The sequence below is a fragment of the Spirosoma rhododendri genome, from assembly GCF_012849055.1.
GTDB classification, from domain to species: domain Bacteria; phylum Bacteroidota; class Bacteroidia; order Cytophagales; family Spirosomataceae; genus Spirosoma; species Spirosoma rhododendri.
The window spans coordinates 3,198,970-3,215,638 of the sequence record NZ_CP051677.1 but is presented as its reverse complement, the minus strand read 5'-3'; the positions used below and the strand labels follow the sequence as shown (position 1 = coordinate 3,215,638).

12 protein-coding genes are annotated in these 16,669 nt (G+C 56.8%); 5 read left to right on the top strand and 7 right to left on the bottom strand.

All coding sequences use genetic code 11. The annotated features are described in order from the left end of the window. Nucleotides 1-31: 31 nt before the first annotated feature. The 7 genes from HH216_RS25495 to HH216_RS13230 all read right to left on the bottom strand — a co-directional run bounded on the left by HH216_RS25495 (nt 32) and on the right by HH216_RS13230 (nt 7,840). Nucleotides 32-484, bottom strand: coding sequence for a hypothetical protein (locus HH216_RS25495; RefSeq protein WP_174842715.1), 453 nt, complete (start codon nt 482-484; stop codon nt 32-34). Nucleotides 485-513: 29 nt separating this feature from the next. Then, on the bottom strand, nt 514-798 hold the full coding sequence (locus HH216_RS25490) for a hypothetical protein (RefSeq protein ID WP_174842714.1): 285 nt from the start codon (nt 796-798) through the stop codon (nt 514-516). Beyond that, on the bottom strand, nt 708-2,234 hold the full coding sequence (locus HH216_RS13250) for a GumC family protein (RefSeq protein WP_174842713.1): 1,527 nt from the start codon (nt 2,232-2,234) through the stop codon (nt 708-710). The genes HH216_RS25490 and HH216_RS13250 overlap by 91 nt, the downstream gene beginning before the upstream one ends. Beyond that, nucleotides 2,234-3,043: a TolC family protein gene (locus HH216_RS13245; RefSeq protein WP_169551235.1), complete on the bottom strand. Its 810-nt coding sequence runs from the start codon at nt 3,041-3,043 to the stop codon at nt 2,234-2,236. The genes HH216_RS13250 and HH216_RS13245 overlap by 1 nt, the downstream gene beginning before the upstream one ends. A gap of 219 nt (nt 3,044-3,262) precedes the next feature. Continuing rightward, the gene (locus HH216_RS13240; RefSeq protein WP_169551234.1) at nt 3,263-4,471 is read right to left on the bottom strand and encodes a glycosyltransferase; all 1,209 of its coding nucleotides are present in this window, start codon (nt 4,469-4,471) and stop codon (nt 3,263-3,265) included. Nucleotides 4,472-4,790: 319 nt separating this feature from the next. Beyond that, nucleotides 4,791-6,722, bottom strand: a complete 1,932-nt coding sequence (locus HH216_RS13235; RefSeq protein ID WP_169551233.1) for a CocE/NonD family hydrolase — start codon at nt 6,720-6,722, stop codon at nt 4,791-4,793. A gap of 92 nt (nt 6,723-6,814) precedes the next feature. Then, nucleotides 6,815-7,840 carry a LacI family DNA-binding transcriptional regulator gene (locus tag HH216_RS13230; RefSeq protein ID WP_169551232.1) on the bottom strand — a complete coding sequence of 342 codons (1,026 nt, stop codon included), beginning with the start codon at nt 7,838-7,840 and terminating at the stop codon, nt 6,815-6,817. 455 nt (nt 7,841-8,295) lie between these two features. Here HH216_RS13230 and HH216_RS13225 point away from each other — a divergent pair, with 455 nt between their 5' ends. The 5 genes from HH216_RS13225 (at nt 8,296) to HH216_RS13205 (ending at nt 16,659) form a co-directional block, all read left to right on the top strand. Beyond that, nucleotides 8,296-11,178, top strand: a complete 2,883-nt coding sequence (locus tag HH216_RS13225) for a glycosyl hydrolase 115 family protein (RefSeq protein ID WP_169551231.1) — start codon at nt 8,296-8,298, stop codon at nt 11,176-11,178. Between the two features lie 199 nt (nt 11,179-11,377). Then, the gene (locus tag HH216_RS13220; protein ID WP_169551230.1) at nt 11,378-13,483 is read left to right on the top strand and encodes an alpha-glucuronidase family glycosyl hydrolase; all 2,106 of its coding nucleotides are present in this window, start codon (nt 11,378-11,380) and stop codon (nt 13,481-13,483) included. Continuing rightward, on the top strand, nt 13,484-14,287 hold the full coding sequence (locus tag HH216_RS13215; RefSeq protein ID WP_169551229.1) for an SDR family NAD(P)-dependent oxidoreductase: 804 nt from the start codon (nt 13,484-13,486) through the stop codon (nt 14,285-14,287). Between the two features lie 62 nt (nt 14,288-14,349). Beyond that, complete coding sequence (locus HH216_RS13210) at nt 14,350-15,402, top strand: glycoside hydrolase family 43 protein (protein ID WP_169551228.1); 1,053 nt, start codon at nt 14,350-14,352, stop codon at nt 15,400-15,402. 198 nt (nt 15,403-15,600) lie between these two features. Then, complete coding sequence (locus HH216_RS13205) at nt 15,601-16,659, top strand: endo-1,4-beta-xylanase (RefSeq protein WP_169551227.1); 1,059 nt, start codon at nt 15,601-15,603, stop codon at nt 16,657-16,659. The last annotated feature ends 10 nt before the right edge of the window (nt 16,660-16,669 follow it).

The following is a 16,669-nucleotide window of genomic DNA, read 5'->3' as shown; positions in this document are numbered from 1 at the left end:
ATAGAATACAGCGGAGTGATTCGAGAACTACTTACCGGTTTGATCGCGTCGGCTGCGGCATCGGCTGTTCGGCGTTGCTGCCAGTACGCGGGGGGCGCTCGCTGAAATCGGCCTGTCCCGGCACATCGACATAGTTGTCTTCAACCCGGTTCAGTACCGTAAGCAGGGGCTGGTTCGTAACCCGCAGGTACAGACTCAATAGCTGCTTTTCAGCCCGTCCCCACGCACTCTGCGCGTCGACCACCAGCATCGACAGTACGCTGGCTTTAAGAAGATATACCGGAATCTGATTGCTCATCAGCGGGGGCAGTTCCAGCACAATTCGATCAAACTGCGACGCGTCGAAGCCGCTGTCTGCATCGATCAGGTAGTCGAGACCCGTTACGTTCATAAAGTCGGGCCGGATGGTATACGGGAAATACGTCACGCCCGGCCTGTCCTGCCGCCGTTCGCGCCCGGTTTGGCGGGGGTAGCAGTAAGCCACCTGCTGATCGGCGTTGGCGTAGGCATCGATCAGCCCGTTGGCGAGCCACGTTTTGCCTTGCTTCGCCCGTACGCTGAATAGCGTGATGAGCGGGGGTACGGCTTGCCTGCCGCCTGCGCGATTTCAATGTTTATCGTGTTGAGCAACTGCTCCATCATCGCCCGCGACGCCCGGGTTACTTTCGAGTACACCTGTGGCTTGCGCACCACCGGAAACTGCGCCGTTAGCGGGCGACCCAGCAGTGTTTCAGCCTGTTCGGGCGACTGAATCCGTTTGTCGAGCCAGAAACGCAGGGCCAGTAGTAACAGCGCCAAAAACAACCCAACACCGCCACCCACAACAACCAGTTGCATGCGCTTCGACGACAGGGGCGACAGCGGGTAATCGGGGCATCGAGCACTTCCAGTTTTCCACCCACAGCGACGTCCTGCCGACGGGTCCGTGATTGTTCAACATTCTGAAGGAGCCCCAGGTATTCTTTTTCCGAAATCTCCAGATCGCGGTTCAACTGCCGCAGCTGCGACCCGAGCGGCCCAAACTGGTTGGTTTTGGCCTGATACTCGTTCCGACGTTTTTCGTACACTTTGAGCCGCGCCACCGATTCTTCGTACTCCAGCGTTTTAGCCATCCAGTCGTTTAGCATCGTCTGTGCCGGCATGGCTTCGGGCGTGTTTCCCGCCGACGACATCTTTTGCGCGCTGGCTTTCAGATCGCTCGACAGCTGATCGACGTTGGTCTGCAAACGGGCAATGGCCGCCCGCGACTGACCGTACGCTTTCGCGTTCGATAGCTGGCTTTCAGCCGCCGTCAGCCGACGCTGTTTATCGGTGAGTTCGTTGGTGTTGGCGGTTACGCTGCCCTGCTTCGCCAGTTGCCTCCCTACCGCATCGACAGCGGCTTTGGCGGCATCCCGCTGCATCAGTTCGCGGTTGTAATCCTGATCGAGTGCCTCGCGCGAAGCCGCTACGTTACGCGCTTCCTCATCATAATCGAGCACTTTGTTGCGCATCGTAAAGTCGCGCAGCCGCCCCTCGGCCAGATTCAGCTTGTCTTTGGCTGCTTTGAGACGGTCTTCGTAATAGCTGACAACCGAGTTGGTTTCCGATGTCTTGAAAAACGAATTGCGTCGGTTCAGCGCATCGATCGCGTACCGTAGTGTCTGCTGGGCAACGGCCGGGTCATTGGCTTCGTATTCCATCAGCAGCACGTCGTTGGTATTTTTACGGGCCGACGCGATCAGCTTCTCACCGATGGTATTGATCGAGTACGGCAGACTCGACTTGAACAGTATCTCCTTGACGGGATTGTCAGTGGCCAGCTTCGACAGGCTGTCGAGCCGGTTCCAGAGCCGCAGCGAATCAGATTCGCCCATCAGAAACGGTTGCCAGTCGGCCGGGATGGCCTGATGCAGTTGGTCGAACCCGGCCGAACCCAACACCAGCGTATCGGGCTGTTGCAGCCGCAGGTGATCGTTCAGCAGCGAGATGCCAACCTGCGAGCGTGTTTCTTTCGAGTTGAGCGTCGTCAGCAGGTTGTCGAACGCGTTGGATGAGCGGTCCATCGACTGCCCCAGCCGATCCGTCAACAGCGTATAGCCGGATGCCAGACCCGTGTATAGCGTAGCTTCCGAACGGTAGGTTTTCACCGAATCGCGGGTGACATACCAGGCTGTTGCGGCCGTAACGACCGGCAGCAGGATCATCCAGAGCAGATTTTGCCGAAATAGCCTGAGCAGTGCGTCGATTGACATTAGTTGATTCGTTTTAGCCGTTGAAGAGGTTGTCCTACGAGTGTCTCAAAATACCGAACATTCTTTAAAAACTCGCCTTTGACCTGCTCAGAATATGACTTTGCCTGTGCGTAGCGGTTCAGCGCGTTAGCCAGCGTTTCGGCGTTCCCCCGTCCCTTCTGCGTTTCCGCTTCTGCGATGCGGTACGCCGTCAGCGACGCCTGTTCGTCGAGCAGGCGGGTTTTCAGCACCTGCTGCGCCGTAATCATATCCTGATAAATACCGATCAGCGACCGCCGGATTTCCTGCGCAATAATGTCTTTTTGCAGCACCGATGCGCGGTAGTTCGAGTACGCCTGTTTCATCTGCTGTTTGCGACCAAACAGATCATACAGTGTCACGCGCATGTCGACACCAAAGCGGTAGCCGTTGGCAATCTGCGAAACCGGATCGACACCACTGGGAATATTAACACCCGACGATACGATGGCCTGGTTACCCGCCGAATAGTTGCCGTAAGCCGACATATTTTGCAGGATCTGTAGCTTGGAAATCTGGTACCCGGCATCGAGCGAATTAGCAATCTCGCCCTGATACTTCAACAGGGGTGAATAAGCCGTAGCGATCTTGGTCAGCTCCTCAAACGGCAACAGCTGAATGGCGATATCTTTGTCGACATCCAGAAACGAGGTGTCGCCCGTTACGCCCGTCGCCTGACCGAACGATACTAGCCCGCGCACGCTTTTCTGCTGCGCCTGCCCCATACTCACCTGGCTGATCAGCAGCCCTACCAGTACTCCAATGCTTACCCGACCCAGAACAGATTTCATACTTACTTGTGCAGGGGCGAGGTTTGTAACGGAGAAAACGGGTTCAGGTGGCTGAACTCCGTACTTCTCTACTCCCAAACGCTGCCCCGTTTTAATTACGGTGCTTGTTCACCAGTCGACCGACCGGTGTCAGGCTGATGCGGTCTGCGTTGCTTGCGTAATCCTACCTGCTCTAGTTATTCAGACTACTTTTTAATCTGGCTGTCACACCCGAATTTACTAAGCGGATTTGTTTGGCTGCAACTGAACATCGGGGGTTCCGGTGTGGGGCGTATGCATAAACCGGCGGAACGCTTTCCGCATGTTGAGCATGGCCCGCGCAAAGCGAAGCATCAGTACAGGCAGTACTAGCAATTCACGCACCGTCAGCCGCTTCCAGAGATAATTTGGCACCGAAATCGCCAAACTCAGGCATAATGTGAGTAAGAGGGCAGGCGCGGCAAGCTGAAAAAACGGCTGCGTCGCCAGCAAACTTAATGCCGAGAGCAACGTTAGTACGCCCAGCAGCAACACCCGGGGCAACACCATTGCCTGTATCATTTTGAAGCCACTCATCATCCGACTAGCCGACAGCTCGCGCAGACCGGGACGGAAGTAGTGGGCCAGAAACTGCCACTGAGCGGCAATCCAGCGGGTACGTTGATTCTCGAATACCGCTTTGCTGGCTACTTTTTCGTCGTAGATATACGCATCGGCGAGGTAGGCGATGGGGCGGCCCGCCAGCACAATATTCATTTCAAGTTCTTTATCGTAGCCACCCATCGTGTGCAGGCTGGCCATACCCGCCCGCATCAGTTCCGGCTCGAATGCCATACCCGACCCGATGATTGACGATGCCAGGCCCAGGGCGCGGCTTCCCTGCCGGAACAGGTGGTTGTTTATTTCTTCGCTGATTGCGTCCAGCACGGCCACGCTCGTATTCGTGTTCTTCGCAACCCGGTGCCCCTGTACGGCCTGCCAGCCCTGCTCGAAGGCCAGGTTAATGCGGCTTAGAAAGTCGGTAGCCATGTGGTTGTCAGCGTCAGCTACCATCAGCACGTCGTACTGCCCGGCCGGAATCTGCGCCAGTGCTGCGTTGATGGCCTTTGAAACGGTCGAGGTTTCAAACGATACCGGGATAACCCGGATCGGCAATTCGGCCAGCTGAGCCAGCACCGACGGATGAATCGAATCGGCAATGACGATCAGCTCGAAACGATCGGTGGGGTACTTCTGCCGCAGGTTGGTCCGTACCGACTCAATGATAACGGCATCTTCCTTGTAGGCCGGAATCAGCACACCAATTTTTCGGTAGGTGGCCGGCGTGATGGCGGGGCTTACGTCGTCGGTGCCACCAAACCGACCCGCAACGGCGAACACGGCCAGAAACAGCACACTCAGTCCCAGGTAGAGGAGAACAATTGCGTAAACAGATTCGAGTACAAACATATCGGTAGGTGGGTAACAGCGTACGTTCTTATGGGTTAGTTAGGCCGTCAGGACTGTGACAAAGGTGAGCCGTTCTGTGACTGAACGGAACATCTTTTCGACAAACAACCCAAAATGGGGGGCATTCATCAGGAAACATAGGCTGGTATTTGTCGCTTACCTGATTCTTTTGACAACTGGTCATTAAATCAAAGGGGCGGTTTGTATTGTGCGCCTATACAGTTCTGACTACTCAGGCGAGTGACGGTTACATAAATTTATGAAAAAGCAGGAGCCCCGTTTTCACCAGACCCCTGCCCGTATACTTGACGTAATGTCCTTATTTCAATACCGACACCTCAATCACTGAATCATCGTAAACGCGGTGGGTAGCTTTCTGAAAATCAGCAGCTTCCGCCTTGTAGATATTATCGACATACTTCTGCGGATTCCGGTCGATGAGCGGGAACCAGGTGCTTTGAACCTGCACCATGATACGGTGGCCTTTTTTGAACGTGTGCAGTACATCCTGCAAGCGGACGTTGACCGGTGTCGGCTGGTTGGCCACGAAGGGTTCGGGCTTTTCAAACGAGTTGCGGAACCGGCCGCGCATCACCTCCGAACGAACCATCTGCTGGTAGTTGCCAAGCGTAATATTCTTGTTCGGCATGTACGGGTGATTCGGCTCGTTGGGCGGGTATACGTCGATCAGTTTCACAACCCAGTCGGCATCGGTACCGGTCGTGCTGACGTTCAGCTTTGCCATCAGTTCGCCAGCCAGCGTCACGTCGTCGGTTAGTACGTCGGTCTGGAAGGTGAGCACATCGGGGCGTCGGCTGGCGAAACGCTGATCTTCCGACATGTAATTGAACGGCGTAAACCCAAGCGTCGTCGTGTTGTCTTCGGTGTACGGCACGGGTTTGGCGGGGTCGCTGACGAATTCCGAGAACGCGCTGGCGCTGCCTTTACTACCCATGTCGAGTTTGCCGCTGTTGCGCAACCCAAGCTGCATTGGCTGAGCGGTGGGCGCGGGCCATTTGTCGAAGGTTTTCCACTCGTTGCGACCCGTATTGAACAGATACGCTTCGGGCAGACCCGATTTGCCATCGCCTGAGCCTTTCAGGAAGTGGTCGAAAAATTTGGCTTCGATGTTACGCTGGTAGAACGTCGCAATGCTGTCGCCGAAATACACGTTGCTGTGCATGGTGTGGCCCGTTTCGCGCGACCACCGGCCGTGGCCGAACGGCCCCATAACGAGTGTATTGTAGGTGCCGGGGTTATTCTTCTCGACTGTCTTATAAATCGTTAGCGGGCCGTAGAGATCTTCCGCGTCGAACCAGCCGCCCACCGTCATCACGGCATGTTTGATATTTTTCAGGTGGGGAATGATGCTGCGCTTCTGCCAGAACTCGTCGTAGTTGGGGTGGTTGACGGTTTCCTGCCAGTAAAAATTGTCTTTGTAGTATTTGTCGGCATTCTTCAGCGGGCCAAGGTCATACTGCCACTGATACCCGTCTTTCGAGCCGGTGTTGATGATCTGATCCTCGTACCACGCTTTCGTTGTCGGGCCGGGGTGCTGAATCCCGAACACGGGAAACGTAAACATGTACGCCTGAATGAACGCGCCGTTGTGGTGGAAATCGTCGAAGAAAAAGTCCGATACGGGGGCTTGTGGCGACGATGCTTTCAGGGCGGGGTGAGCCGCTACGGCCCCGGCGATGGTGTAGAAACCGGGGTAGCTGATGCCCCATTGCCCAACCCGGCCGTTGTTATTCGGCACGTTTTTGAGCAGCCAGTCGATGGTATCGTAGGTGTCCGAGCTTTCATCGACCGCCATCGCCGACTGCCGGGCGGGGGCTTTGCCACGCTTCTTCTGGTCAGCCGCCGACGGCTGATCGGTCACCGTGGGGGTCATGTTGGTCCAGGTACCTTCGGAATCCCAGCGCCCGCGCACGTCCTGGTACACGAAGATGTATTTGTCGCGCATGAGCGTGCCCGAGGGGCCTAAACCGTTCGGGTACGTGTCGGGGCCGTAGGGGGCCACACTGTAGCAGGTACGCTGCATCAGGAATGGGTACTTGTTGGCCGCCGACGCGTCTTTGGGGATGTAGACGTTGGTATGCAGCTTCGTGCCGTCGCGCATGGGAATGTCGTATTCCTGCTTCTGAAAATTATCACGGACGAAGGTATTGTTGGGTCGGGGTGGTGTAGTCTGCGCCAGAGCGGGCAGCACCGCCACACAAATCGACAGGCTAAGCAGCCATTTTTTCATGAAGTTGATGGTTTATGCGGTACAAAGAGTGGGTGTAAAGATAGAGCCGAAGTCGGATTTAACGGAATTGAGCGGGCACCGGCCCGGTCGTGCTACTTTCCGCGTCTGACCGACGATTCTCTGACAACCAGTTCGGATCGCAGCACAATTCGATTCGTGGCCTGTATATCCTGTAGGCCATTAAGAAAGTTGATCAGGCTGCGGGCGGCAATCTCGCCCATTTTTTCACCGGCATAGTGTACGGTCGTCAGCCTGGGGCTTATCACCTGCGCGACGGGGTCGTCGTTGAAGCCGACAATCGCCATATCGCCGGGTATGCTGATACCCGCCTGTTTAAGCGCCAGCATGCACCCAGCCGCGCAAAAATCGTTGGCAACGAAGATGCCGTCGGGGCGGTTGGGCATCGCCAGTATCGCCTGCCCAGCCTGATACCCCGCTTCAAAACTCAGGTCGGATTCAACCACCAGACTATCATCGACCGAAAGGGCCTGCTCGTTCAGCGCCCGGCGATACCCGGCCAGCCGGTCGCCGTAGACGTTCCGGCGCATAATTCCGGTGATGTGCGCGATGCGCCGACACCCCTGTTCGAGCAGATGGCGGGTTGCTTCATAGCCGGCCATCTCGTTATCGATCGACACGCTCACGCATTTGGGATGCTGAATAACCCGGTCGAAAAACAGGACCGGAACCCCCCGGCGTATAAACGTTTCAAAGTGCTCGTTCGACTCGGTATTGTACGCGACAGACACCAGCAGCCCATCGACCCGGCTATCGAACAGCGTTTTGGCATTGGCGACTTCCTTGATCTCGGATTCCAGCGACTGAGTGATAATCAGATTGTAGGAAGCATCGTTGGCCGCCTTTTCCATCCCAGCCAGTACCCTCGACATGAAATTGCTGTTGAGCCGGGGCACGATAATCCCCAGCGTCGACGTCTTTTGCCGACGCAGATTGCTGGCGAATGTGTTGGACCGATAGCCCATCTGCTGAGCCGTGGCATTGATCAGCTCTTTCGTTTCACCCCGGATGGCCGGGTGATCATTAAGCGCCCGGCTGACGGTTGCCGGGGAATAATTCAATCGTTTCGCGATGTCGTAAATCGTTACTTCTTTGGTCATATTGACGATCACCGACCGCGATCAGTGCGTAAAGTTAGGTAGGTGTACAGGCTGACAGGTGTAATTTTCAGTGTACCTCGTTCATGAATTGCATAGTTGCAAAACCAGAGTCGATCCCTAAAATTAAGTACGACTGACTATGCATCAACTGCCCATTAGTCAATACGGGTCAAAAACGGGAGCTCAATTTGCACGAAAATTCTGCAATCGATTGCATATTTACATTTTCTTGAAAACATTTGTACAATAAGAATATCTGTGGTAGGCTTGCTGCTATCGCTTTTTTAAACAAGCAGCCTAATCTACTAAGTGAAACAGCGGGCGGCAACGGTTGGGCATCGTATCTGGTATGACAGGCTCACTTTGCGTACCCAGCTTCCCGGCCTGCCCATGAAGTACTAACTCAAGAACCACAACTCAACGCTGATCGCTGAGACGACCCGATCGTCTGCCGTATGAAACGTCTGCTGTTTACGCTGCTCATCCTGAATCTGTGGATTCAAAGTTTTGCCGTCACTCCCGGCCAGTACGTAGCTACCCAGGCTGGCAAGGGTCGGTTTCCGCTCACGTTAAAGGGGCAGGTAGCCGCCATGTTGACGGGTCCTGACGAATACGCCGGGGTGCGCCGGGCCATGAAAAGTCTGGAAGCCGACATCATTCGGGTAACGGGGGCTAAACCGGCTCCGTCGCCTGATTCGAAAGATCCAAAGGAATTGATACTGGTCGGCACGCTCGGTAAGAGTCCGCTGATCGATAAGCTGGTCAGCGACAAGAAAATTGACCTTTCCGGGCTTGTCGGCAAGTGGGAAACGTACGTCACGCAGGTTGTCGACAACCCCATGCCGGGCGTCGACCCGGCGCTGGTCATTGCGGGCAGCGACAAACGCGGGACCATCTACGGCCTGTATGACCTGTCGGCGCAAATTGGTGTTTCGCCCTGGCATTGGTGGGCCGACGTACCGGTACAGACCCAGAAGGCGCTGTACGTGCTGCCGGGTCGGCACACGGCAGGCACACCGGCGGTGAAATACCGGGGCATCTTCATCAACGACGAGGCCCCTGCCCTCTCGGGCTGGACGAAAGCCAAATTCGGCGGGTTTAACCACCAGTTTTACGAACACGTATTCGAGCTGATTCTGCGGCTGAAAGGCAATTACCTGTGGCCTGCCATGTGGGGCAACGCCTTCTACGACGACGATCCGCAGAACCCCAAGCTGGCCGACGAATACGGCGTCGTGATCGGTACGTCGCACCACGAGCCGCTGATGCGGGCGCACGACGAATGGCGTCGGTACGGCAAGGGGCCGTGGAATTACCAGACTAACGATTCGACGCTGCGGGCCTTCTGGCGCAAAAGCGTCGAGCGGATGGGCACCAACGAAAGTATCCTGAGCGTCGGAATGCGGGGCGACGGCGACGAACCCATGAGCCGCGAAACCGCCACCGCCCTGCTCGAAAAAATCGTAGCCGATCAGCGCACCATTATCAGCGACGTAACGGGCAAACCGGCAGCCGAAACACCTCAGTCATGGGCGCTCTACAAGGAAGTGCAGGACTACTACGACAAAGGCATGCGCGTTCCCGACGACGTAACGCTGCTACTCTGCGACGACAACTGGGGTAACCTTCGTAAGTTACCAACCGTGGGTACGCCGAAACGCAAAGGCGGGTACGGCATCTATTACCACTACGATTACGTAGGCGGTCCCCGCAACTACAAGTGGCTCAACACCAACACCATTGCCCGGACGCGGGAACAGATGCACCTGGCTTACGAACACGGCGTCGATCAAATCTGGATCGTGAACGTGGGTGATATCAAACCGATGGAGTTTCCCATCGAATTCTTCCTCGACTACGCCTGGAACCCCAACGCCTGGCCCGCCGACAAACTAACGGACTACACACGGCTGTGGGCTCAGCAGCAGTTCGGCCCAAAACACGCCGAAGCCATTGCCCGCATCCTGACGACCTACACGCAGTACAACGCCCGGCGCAAGCCCGAACTGCTCAGCCCGGACACGTACAGCCTGACTCACTACCGTGAAGCTGAGCGCGTCGTGGCCGACTATAACCAACTGCTCAGCGAGGCCGAACGCATTGGGAAGGACTTACCTACATCCTATCAGGACGCTTATTTTCAACTGGTGCTCCACCCCGTCAAGGCCAGCGCGACACTGAACGAACTCTACGTAACAGCGGGTCGGAACCGGCTGTACGTCAAACAGGGCCGGTCGGCTGCGAACAGCCTTGCCGACCGGGTAAAAAAGCTGTTTGAGCGGGATGCGCAGATCACGCGCTTCTACAACGATACGCTGGCCGGTGGCAAATGGACGCACATGATGGACCAAACCCACATTGGCTACACCTACTGGCAACAGCCAAACCAAAACGCTATGCCGAAGACCGAAACGATCAGCGTACCGACACCCGCCGATATGGGTCTTACCGTCGAAGGCAGCGACGACTGGTTTCCCGGCAGCGCGGGCAGTTCACTGACGTTGCCGACCTTCGACAAATACAATCAGCAGACATACTACATCGACCTCTTCAACCGGGGGCAAACGCCGTTTACGTTCCAGGCCAGCGCCGGTGCTCCCTGGCTTACCCTGTCGACGACCGGGGGAACCGTCGGGCAGGAAACGCGACTACTTGTCGGTGTCAACTGGAAACAGGCACCCGCCGGTACGCAGCAGGTACCGATTACACTGACCGGCCCCAACGGGCAACGGGTTGTCGTGCAGGCGGTTGTCAACAACCCGGCGTCTCCCCTGCTCGATCCGGCGGTTGGATTCGTGGAAAGCAACGGCTACGTTTCCATCGACGCCGAACACCCGACGCATACGACCCAAACCGCCACAGCTACCTGGCAGCGACTACCCGACATTGGCCGTACGGCGGGGGGCATGACCAGTTCCCCGGTCACAACGCCTGCCATCGAGCAACCCGGCGGACAGTCGCCCCGGCTGACGTATCAGGTGATTCTGGCCGACAGTGGTATGGTGCAGGTACAGACCTACGTATCGCCAACGCTGAATTTCAACGACAATAAGGGCCTGCGTTTCGCCATCTCGTTCGACGATGAAACGCCCCAAATCGTTAATATGCACGCCAACGAAACTGGGCGGGTCTGGGAGCAGTCGGTCGCCAACAACATCCGTATCCTGACAACCAAACACCGCTTGACGAAGCCGGGGGAACACACGCTAAAGTACTGGCTGGTCGATCCGGCGGTTGTCGTGCAGAAATTCGTCATCGACCGGGGTGGTGTCAAGCCCAGTTACCTAGGGCCACCCGAAAGCTTCCGGCGCGATGCACCAACCATGAGTCACAAGTGAGCCAACTATTCCTGCTGTAATCCCAGCGTCTTTGTCATCCCGACGCAGCCGGGCGGCCGGTGCCGAGGGATCTTCGGGAATGTCGAGCAGAGCTGCGTGTTACCGAAGATCCCCGCTCCGGCGGCCCGGTCGCAAGCTCGGGATGACAGAAAGAAAATGAAAAAGTAAAACCAACCATAACCGCTACTAATACCCATTCATGAACCGACTATTGCTGATTGGCCTGCTGCTCCTGACTCACCTTACGTTTGCAGACGATGGGTACCGGCTCTGGCTCAAATACGACCGACTTACTGATGCTACCGTCCGGTCGGGATACGCCCGGTCGGCTCAGTTTATCGCGGTCAGCGGCTCATCACCCGTCCTGAAATCGGCGACCAATGAGTTACAGTTGGGTTTACAGGGCTTGCTGGGTACAACTGTGCCTACCCTTCCCAGCGCCGGAACCCGGCAGGGCGGCATCGTGCTGACGGTGGGTGTTTCCGGTGCCGATGCCAACGAACTAAACGAGGAAGGCTACCGGATCGTGAAGCGGCAGGGGAATATTCTGGTAATGGGCAAAACCGACGTGGGCGTGCTGTACGGTACGTTTGCGCTGCTCCGCCAGTTGCAGACCGGCCAATCCGTCGACGCGATCAATCTGGTGAGCAGTCCAAAAGTAAAGCTGCGGATGCTGAATCACTGGGATAATCCCAACGGCACCATCGAGCGGGGTTACGCGGGCGGGTCGCTCTGGAAATGGTCGGAATTGCCCGAAACCATCGACCCCCGCTACAAAGACTACGCCCGCGCCAATGCGTCGCTGGGCATCAACGGCACCGTTGTCAACAACGTCAACGCCAGTGCGCGGATGCTGACGGGCGAGTACCTGCAAAAGGTAGCCGCCCTGGCCGGCGTTATGCGACCCTACGGCATCAAGGTGTATCTGTCGGTGTATTTCGCGGCTCCCAAAACGCTGGGTGGCCTTAAAACATCCGATCCCCTCGACCCGGAGGTAAGGAAATGGTGGACCGACAAAACCGCCGAAATTCACCGCTACATCCCGGACTTCGGCGGTTTTCTGGTGAAAGCCAATTCGGAGGGTGAACCCGGCCCGCAGGACTACGGCCGTACGCACGTCGACGGGGCCAACATGCTGGCGGCTGCCATGAAGCCGTTTCCGGGCGTGGTGATCTGGCGGGCATTCGTTTACAAAGCCGACCCAACGGGCGACCGGTTCAAAGCCGCCTACGAAGAGTTTACGCCGTTCGATGGGCAATTCGACCCGAAAGTGATCGTGCAGGTCAAGAACGGGCCGATTGATTTTCAGCCCCGCGAACCCTTTTCGCCCCTGTTCGGGGCCATGCCCAAAACCCCGCTGGGCATCGAGTTTCAGCTGACGCAGGAGTACCTCGGCTTTGCTACGCACCTCGTCTACGAAGCGCCCGTGTTCAAGGAGTGCCTGGAGTCGGATACCTACGCGGCTGGCAAAGGATCGACGGTGGCGCGGGTTATCGATGGGAGCCTGCACGGTTATTCGCAGACGCTCATGGCGGGGGTAGCCAACACGGGTTCCGACCGCAACTGGACCGGTAACCCACTGGCGCAGGCCAACTGGTACGCGTTCGGCCGGATCGCCTGGGATCATACGCTGACCTCAGCCGCCATTGCCGACGAATGGGTCAACATGACGCTTACCCGACAGCCACAGGCCGTTTCGCACGTTAGGGCCATGCTGCTCCGGTCGCGGGATATCTACGTCGATTACAACGCCCCCATCGGCCTGTCGCGCCCCTGGACGGGGGTTCACTTCGCCCCCGAACCCTGGCAGAACAAGAGCCCCCGCCCCGACTGGACAGCCGTTTACTACCACCGGGCCGATTCCGTCGGGCTGGGTTTCGACCGGACAGCGACGGGCAGCAATGCGCTGGCGCAGTATCGCCCGGAGGTGCGTCGGCAGTGGGAAAACGTCGACAACTGTCCCCTGCCCTACCTGCTGTGGTTTCACCATGTTCCCTGGACCAAACAACTCTCAACGGGCCGCACGCTCTGGGATGAACTCTGCACCCGCTTCTACACCAGTGCCGACTCAGTGCGCTGGCTCCAGCAGGAATGGACACTGGCAAAACCCGCCCTCGACCCGGTGCTGTACACCGACGTAGCGGGCCGGCTGGCGACGCAGCATAGGGAAGCGATCTGGTGGCGCGATGCCTGGGTGCTGTACCTCCAGGAGTTTGCGAAAAAGCCCGTTCCCAAGCCGTTCAAACAGCCCGAACAGACGCTGGACGACGTAAAAAAATCTGTTGATATTTACTTACTACGCTAGATGACTACCAACGAACAAGCAGCCGACACGGCACTGCTCACATCCGCGCCAGCCGTTTTTTCGCTGGAAGGCAAGCGCGCGCTCATTACCGGCGGGGGCAGCGGCATCGGCTTCGACATTGCCCGGTGCATGACCCTTGCCGGAGCCGACGTCATCGTGACGGGTCGCCGGGAACAACCCCTGATCGACGCGGTCGAGACGCTGGGGCCCAAAGCGAATTACATGGTCAATGACGTAACGGTGCGCGCTGAACTGGACCAACTGGTCGACACCATCGAACGTCAGCACGGCCCCATTGATATTCTGGTCAACAACGCGGGCATCAACATGAAAAAGCCCGCGCTGGACGTCACCGACGACGAATTCGACCGGGTGGTACACACCAATCTAAACGCCGTTTTTTCGCTGACACGCGCCTGTGCTACCCGCATGGTCGAGCGAAACAGCGGTGTCGTGATTATGATTTCGTCGATGGCGGCTTACTACGGTATCGACCGGGTCGCGGCATACGGCGCGTCGAAGTCGGCGGTGGAAGGAATGGTCAAAATTCTGGCGTCGGAATGGTCGGGCAAAGGCGTGCGGGTGAATGCCATTGCGCCGGGTTTCATCGAAACGGCCATGAGCAAAACGGCGATGGGTGGCGACCCCGACCGCTTCGCCCGCGCCATGCGCCGGACGCCGATGGGTACGTTTGGCCAGCCGTCGGATATTGGCTGGGCGGCCGTTTTCCTGGCGTCGGAAGCCGCCCGCTATATCACCGGTGCGTCGCTCCCCGTCGACGGTGGTAACTCGATTGGTTTTTAGTATCTTTTGTCACTTTTACGAAAAGTATTAGTAAGAAACTTATTTACAGTTAAAACCCACGCATGAAACGTATTCGCATTTCATTGGCGCTAGCCGCACTGAGTTGCCTGTCGCTATCGACGTTTGCCCAGACCGAAACCGGCAAAACCCCCATTTCGCAGCCGCTGGTATCGCACATCTACACCGCTGACCCATCGGCCCACGTTTTCAACGGCAAAATTTACATCTACCCCTCGCACGACATCGACGCCAAAGACGTCAAGGAAGATGACGACGGCGGGCACTTCGCCATGCGCGATTATCACATCCTGTCGATGGATAAGATCGGTGGCCCCGTGAAAGACAATGGCGTAGCACTCGACATCAAAGACATCCCCTGGGCAGGGCGGCAGCTTTGGGCACCGGATGCGGCCTACAAAAACGGCACGTATTACCTCTATTTCCCCGTCAAAGACAAGCAGGACGTGTTCCACCTTGGCGTCGCAACGAGCAAAAGCCCGGTGGGTCCGTTCAAGGCCGAGCCGCAGCCGATGAAAGGTACATACAGCATCGATCCCTGCGTTTTTCAGGATACCGATGGCAAGTCGTATCTGTATTTCGGCGGCATCTGGGGCGGTCAATTACAGCGGTGGGACAACAATCAGTACGACGCGAAAGGGGCGCTGAAAAAGCCTGAAGAAGTCGCGTACCTGCCCCGCGTAGCCCGGCTGGCTGCTGACATGAAAGAGCTGGCCGAACCCGTTAAGGCGGTTCAACTGCTGGACGAAAACGGCAAGCCATTCCTCGAAAAAGACAACGACAAACGCTTTTTCGAAGCCGCCTGGCTGCATAAATACAAAGGCAAGTACTACTTCTCGTACTCGACCGGCGACACGCACAACCTGTGCTACGCGATGGGCGACAGTCCGTACGGTCCTTTCACCTACAAAGGTGTACTGCTGAAGCCGGTGCTTGGCTGGACGAACCACCATTCGATCATCGAAAAAGACGGCAAGTGGTACCTGTTTTACCACGACATCCAACTGTCGGGCAAGACGCACCTGCGGAATGTGAAAGTCACCGAAATGACCTACAACCCCGACGGCACGATCAAAACAATCGACGCGTACAAGTAAGCATCTGCTTTGACCGTTTTTTGTCATCCCGACGCCAGGAGGGATCTTTGGTATTGACGAATCAAACCGCCTATTACCGAAGATCCCTCCTGACGTCGGGCCGGGTGGCCGGAGCCATGACAAAAAAATAATTCGTATTAGGCCAATCCCCTCAACCTTACCCAGCGCAGATACGCTTGGCACTTTTCCTACTCAACCATGCGCTTTCGTTCGTTACTCCTGTTACCACTGCTGTCGGCGATGACGGCCCCCGAGAAAGGGTTGAAGGATTATTATAAAGACTACTTCCCGATTGGCGTTGCCGTGAACCCGCGCATGGTGCAACCCGGCCCCGACGCCGAGCTAATCAAGGCGCAGTTCAACAGTATGACGCCCGAGAACGCGATGAAGATAGGGCCAATTCATCCCGAAGAGAATCGCTACAACTGGAAAGACGCCGACGCCATTGCCGACTTTGCCAGGCAGAACAACATCAAATTGCGGGGCCACACACTCTGCTGGCACAACCAGACACCAGCCTGGCTTTTCGTGGATTCGACCGGCAAAACCGTGAGCCGCGATGTGCTGCTGGCCCGGATGAAACGGCACATCACCGACGTCATGACCCGCTACAAAGGCACGGTATACGCCTGGGACGTGGTCAACGAAGCCGTGCCCGACACCAGCACAGCCATATATCGGAAGACGCGGTTTCTGGAAATCATCGGCGAAGATTACATCGAGAAAATGTTTCAGTACGCGCACGAAGCCGACCCGAACGCGCAGCTGTTCTACAACGACTACAACACGGAAACGCCATCCAAGCGGGATCGCATTTTTCAGCTGCTGAAGAAGCTGAAAGCGAAGGGCGTACCTATTGACGGCGTGGGATTACAGGCGCACTGGTCGATTTACGAACCCACCCGTTCGGAGTTGGAGGAGTCGATTACGAAGTTTGCCAGCCTGGGTCTGAAAGTGCAATTTACCGAGGTCGACGTGTCGGTGTACCCCAAAGAACACGAACGCCGGGAACGTCGGCCGACCGACAAAAGCGAGTTTACCCCGGCCATGAACGACCAGCAGGCAGCACAGTATAAGATGCTGTTCGAGGTGTTCCGCAAGCATCGCAACACGATTACCGGCGTCACGTTCTGGAACCTCACCGACCGCTATTCGTGGCTCGACAATTTCCCGGTACCTGGCCGCAAAGACTACCCGCTCCTCTTCGACCAGGCCGGCAAACCCAAAAAAGCCTACGAAAGCGTAGTCCGCTTCTAGCGTTTTTTGT

Coding starts and splice junctions, on each gene's coding strand:
- HH216_RS13250 (WP_174842713.1), bottom strand. CDS start 2,234: ATGTCAATCGACGCACTGCTCAGGCTATTTCGGCAAAATCTGCTCTGG.
- HH216_RS13245 (WP_169551235.1), bottom strand. CDS start 3,043: ATGAAATCTGTTCTGGGTCGGGTAAGCATTGGAGTACTGGTAGGGCTG.
- HH216_RS13240 (WP_169551234.1), bottom strand. CDS start 4,471: ATGTTTGTACTCGAATCTGTTTACGCAATTGTTCTCCTCTACCTGGGA.
- HH216_RS13235 (WP_169551233.1), bottom strand. CDS start 6,722: ATGAAAAAATGGCTGCTTAGCCTGTCGATTTGTGTGGCGGTGCTGCCC.
- HH216_RS13230 (WP_169551232.1), bottom strand. CDS start 7,840: ATGACCAAAGAAGTAACGATTTACGACATCGCGAAACGATTGAATTAT.
- HH216_RS13225 (WP_169551231.1), top strand. CDS start 8,296: ATGAAACGTCTGCTGTTTACGCTGCTCATCCTGAATCTGTGGATTCAA.
- HH216_RS13220 (WP_169551230.1), top strand. CDS start 11,378: ATGAACCGACTATTGCTGATTGGCCTGCTGCTCCTGACTCACCTTACG.
- HH216_RS13215 (WP_169551229.1), top strand. CDS start 13,484: ATGACTACCAACGAACAAGCAGCCGACACGGCACTGCTCACATCCGCG.
- HH216_RS13210 (WP_169551228.1), top strand. CDS start 14,350: ATGAAACGTATTCGCATTTCATTGGCGCTAGCCGCACTGAGTTGCCTG.
- HH216_RS13205 (WP_169551227.1), top strand. CDS start 15,601: ATGCGCTTTCGTTCGTTACTCCTGTTACCACTGCTGTCGGCGATGACG.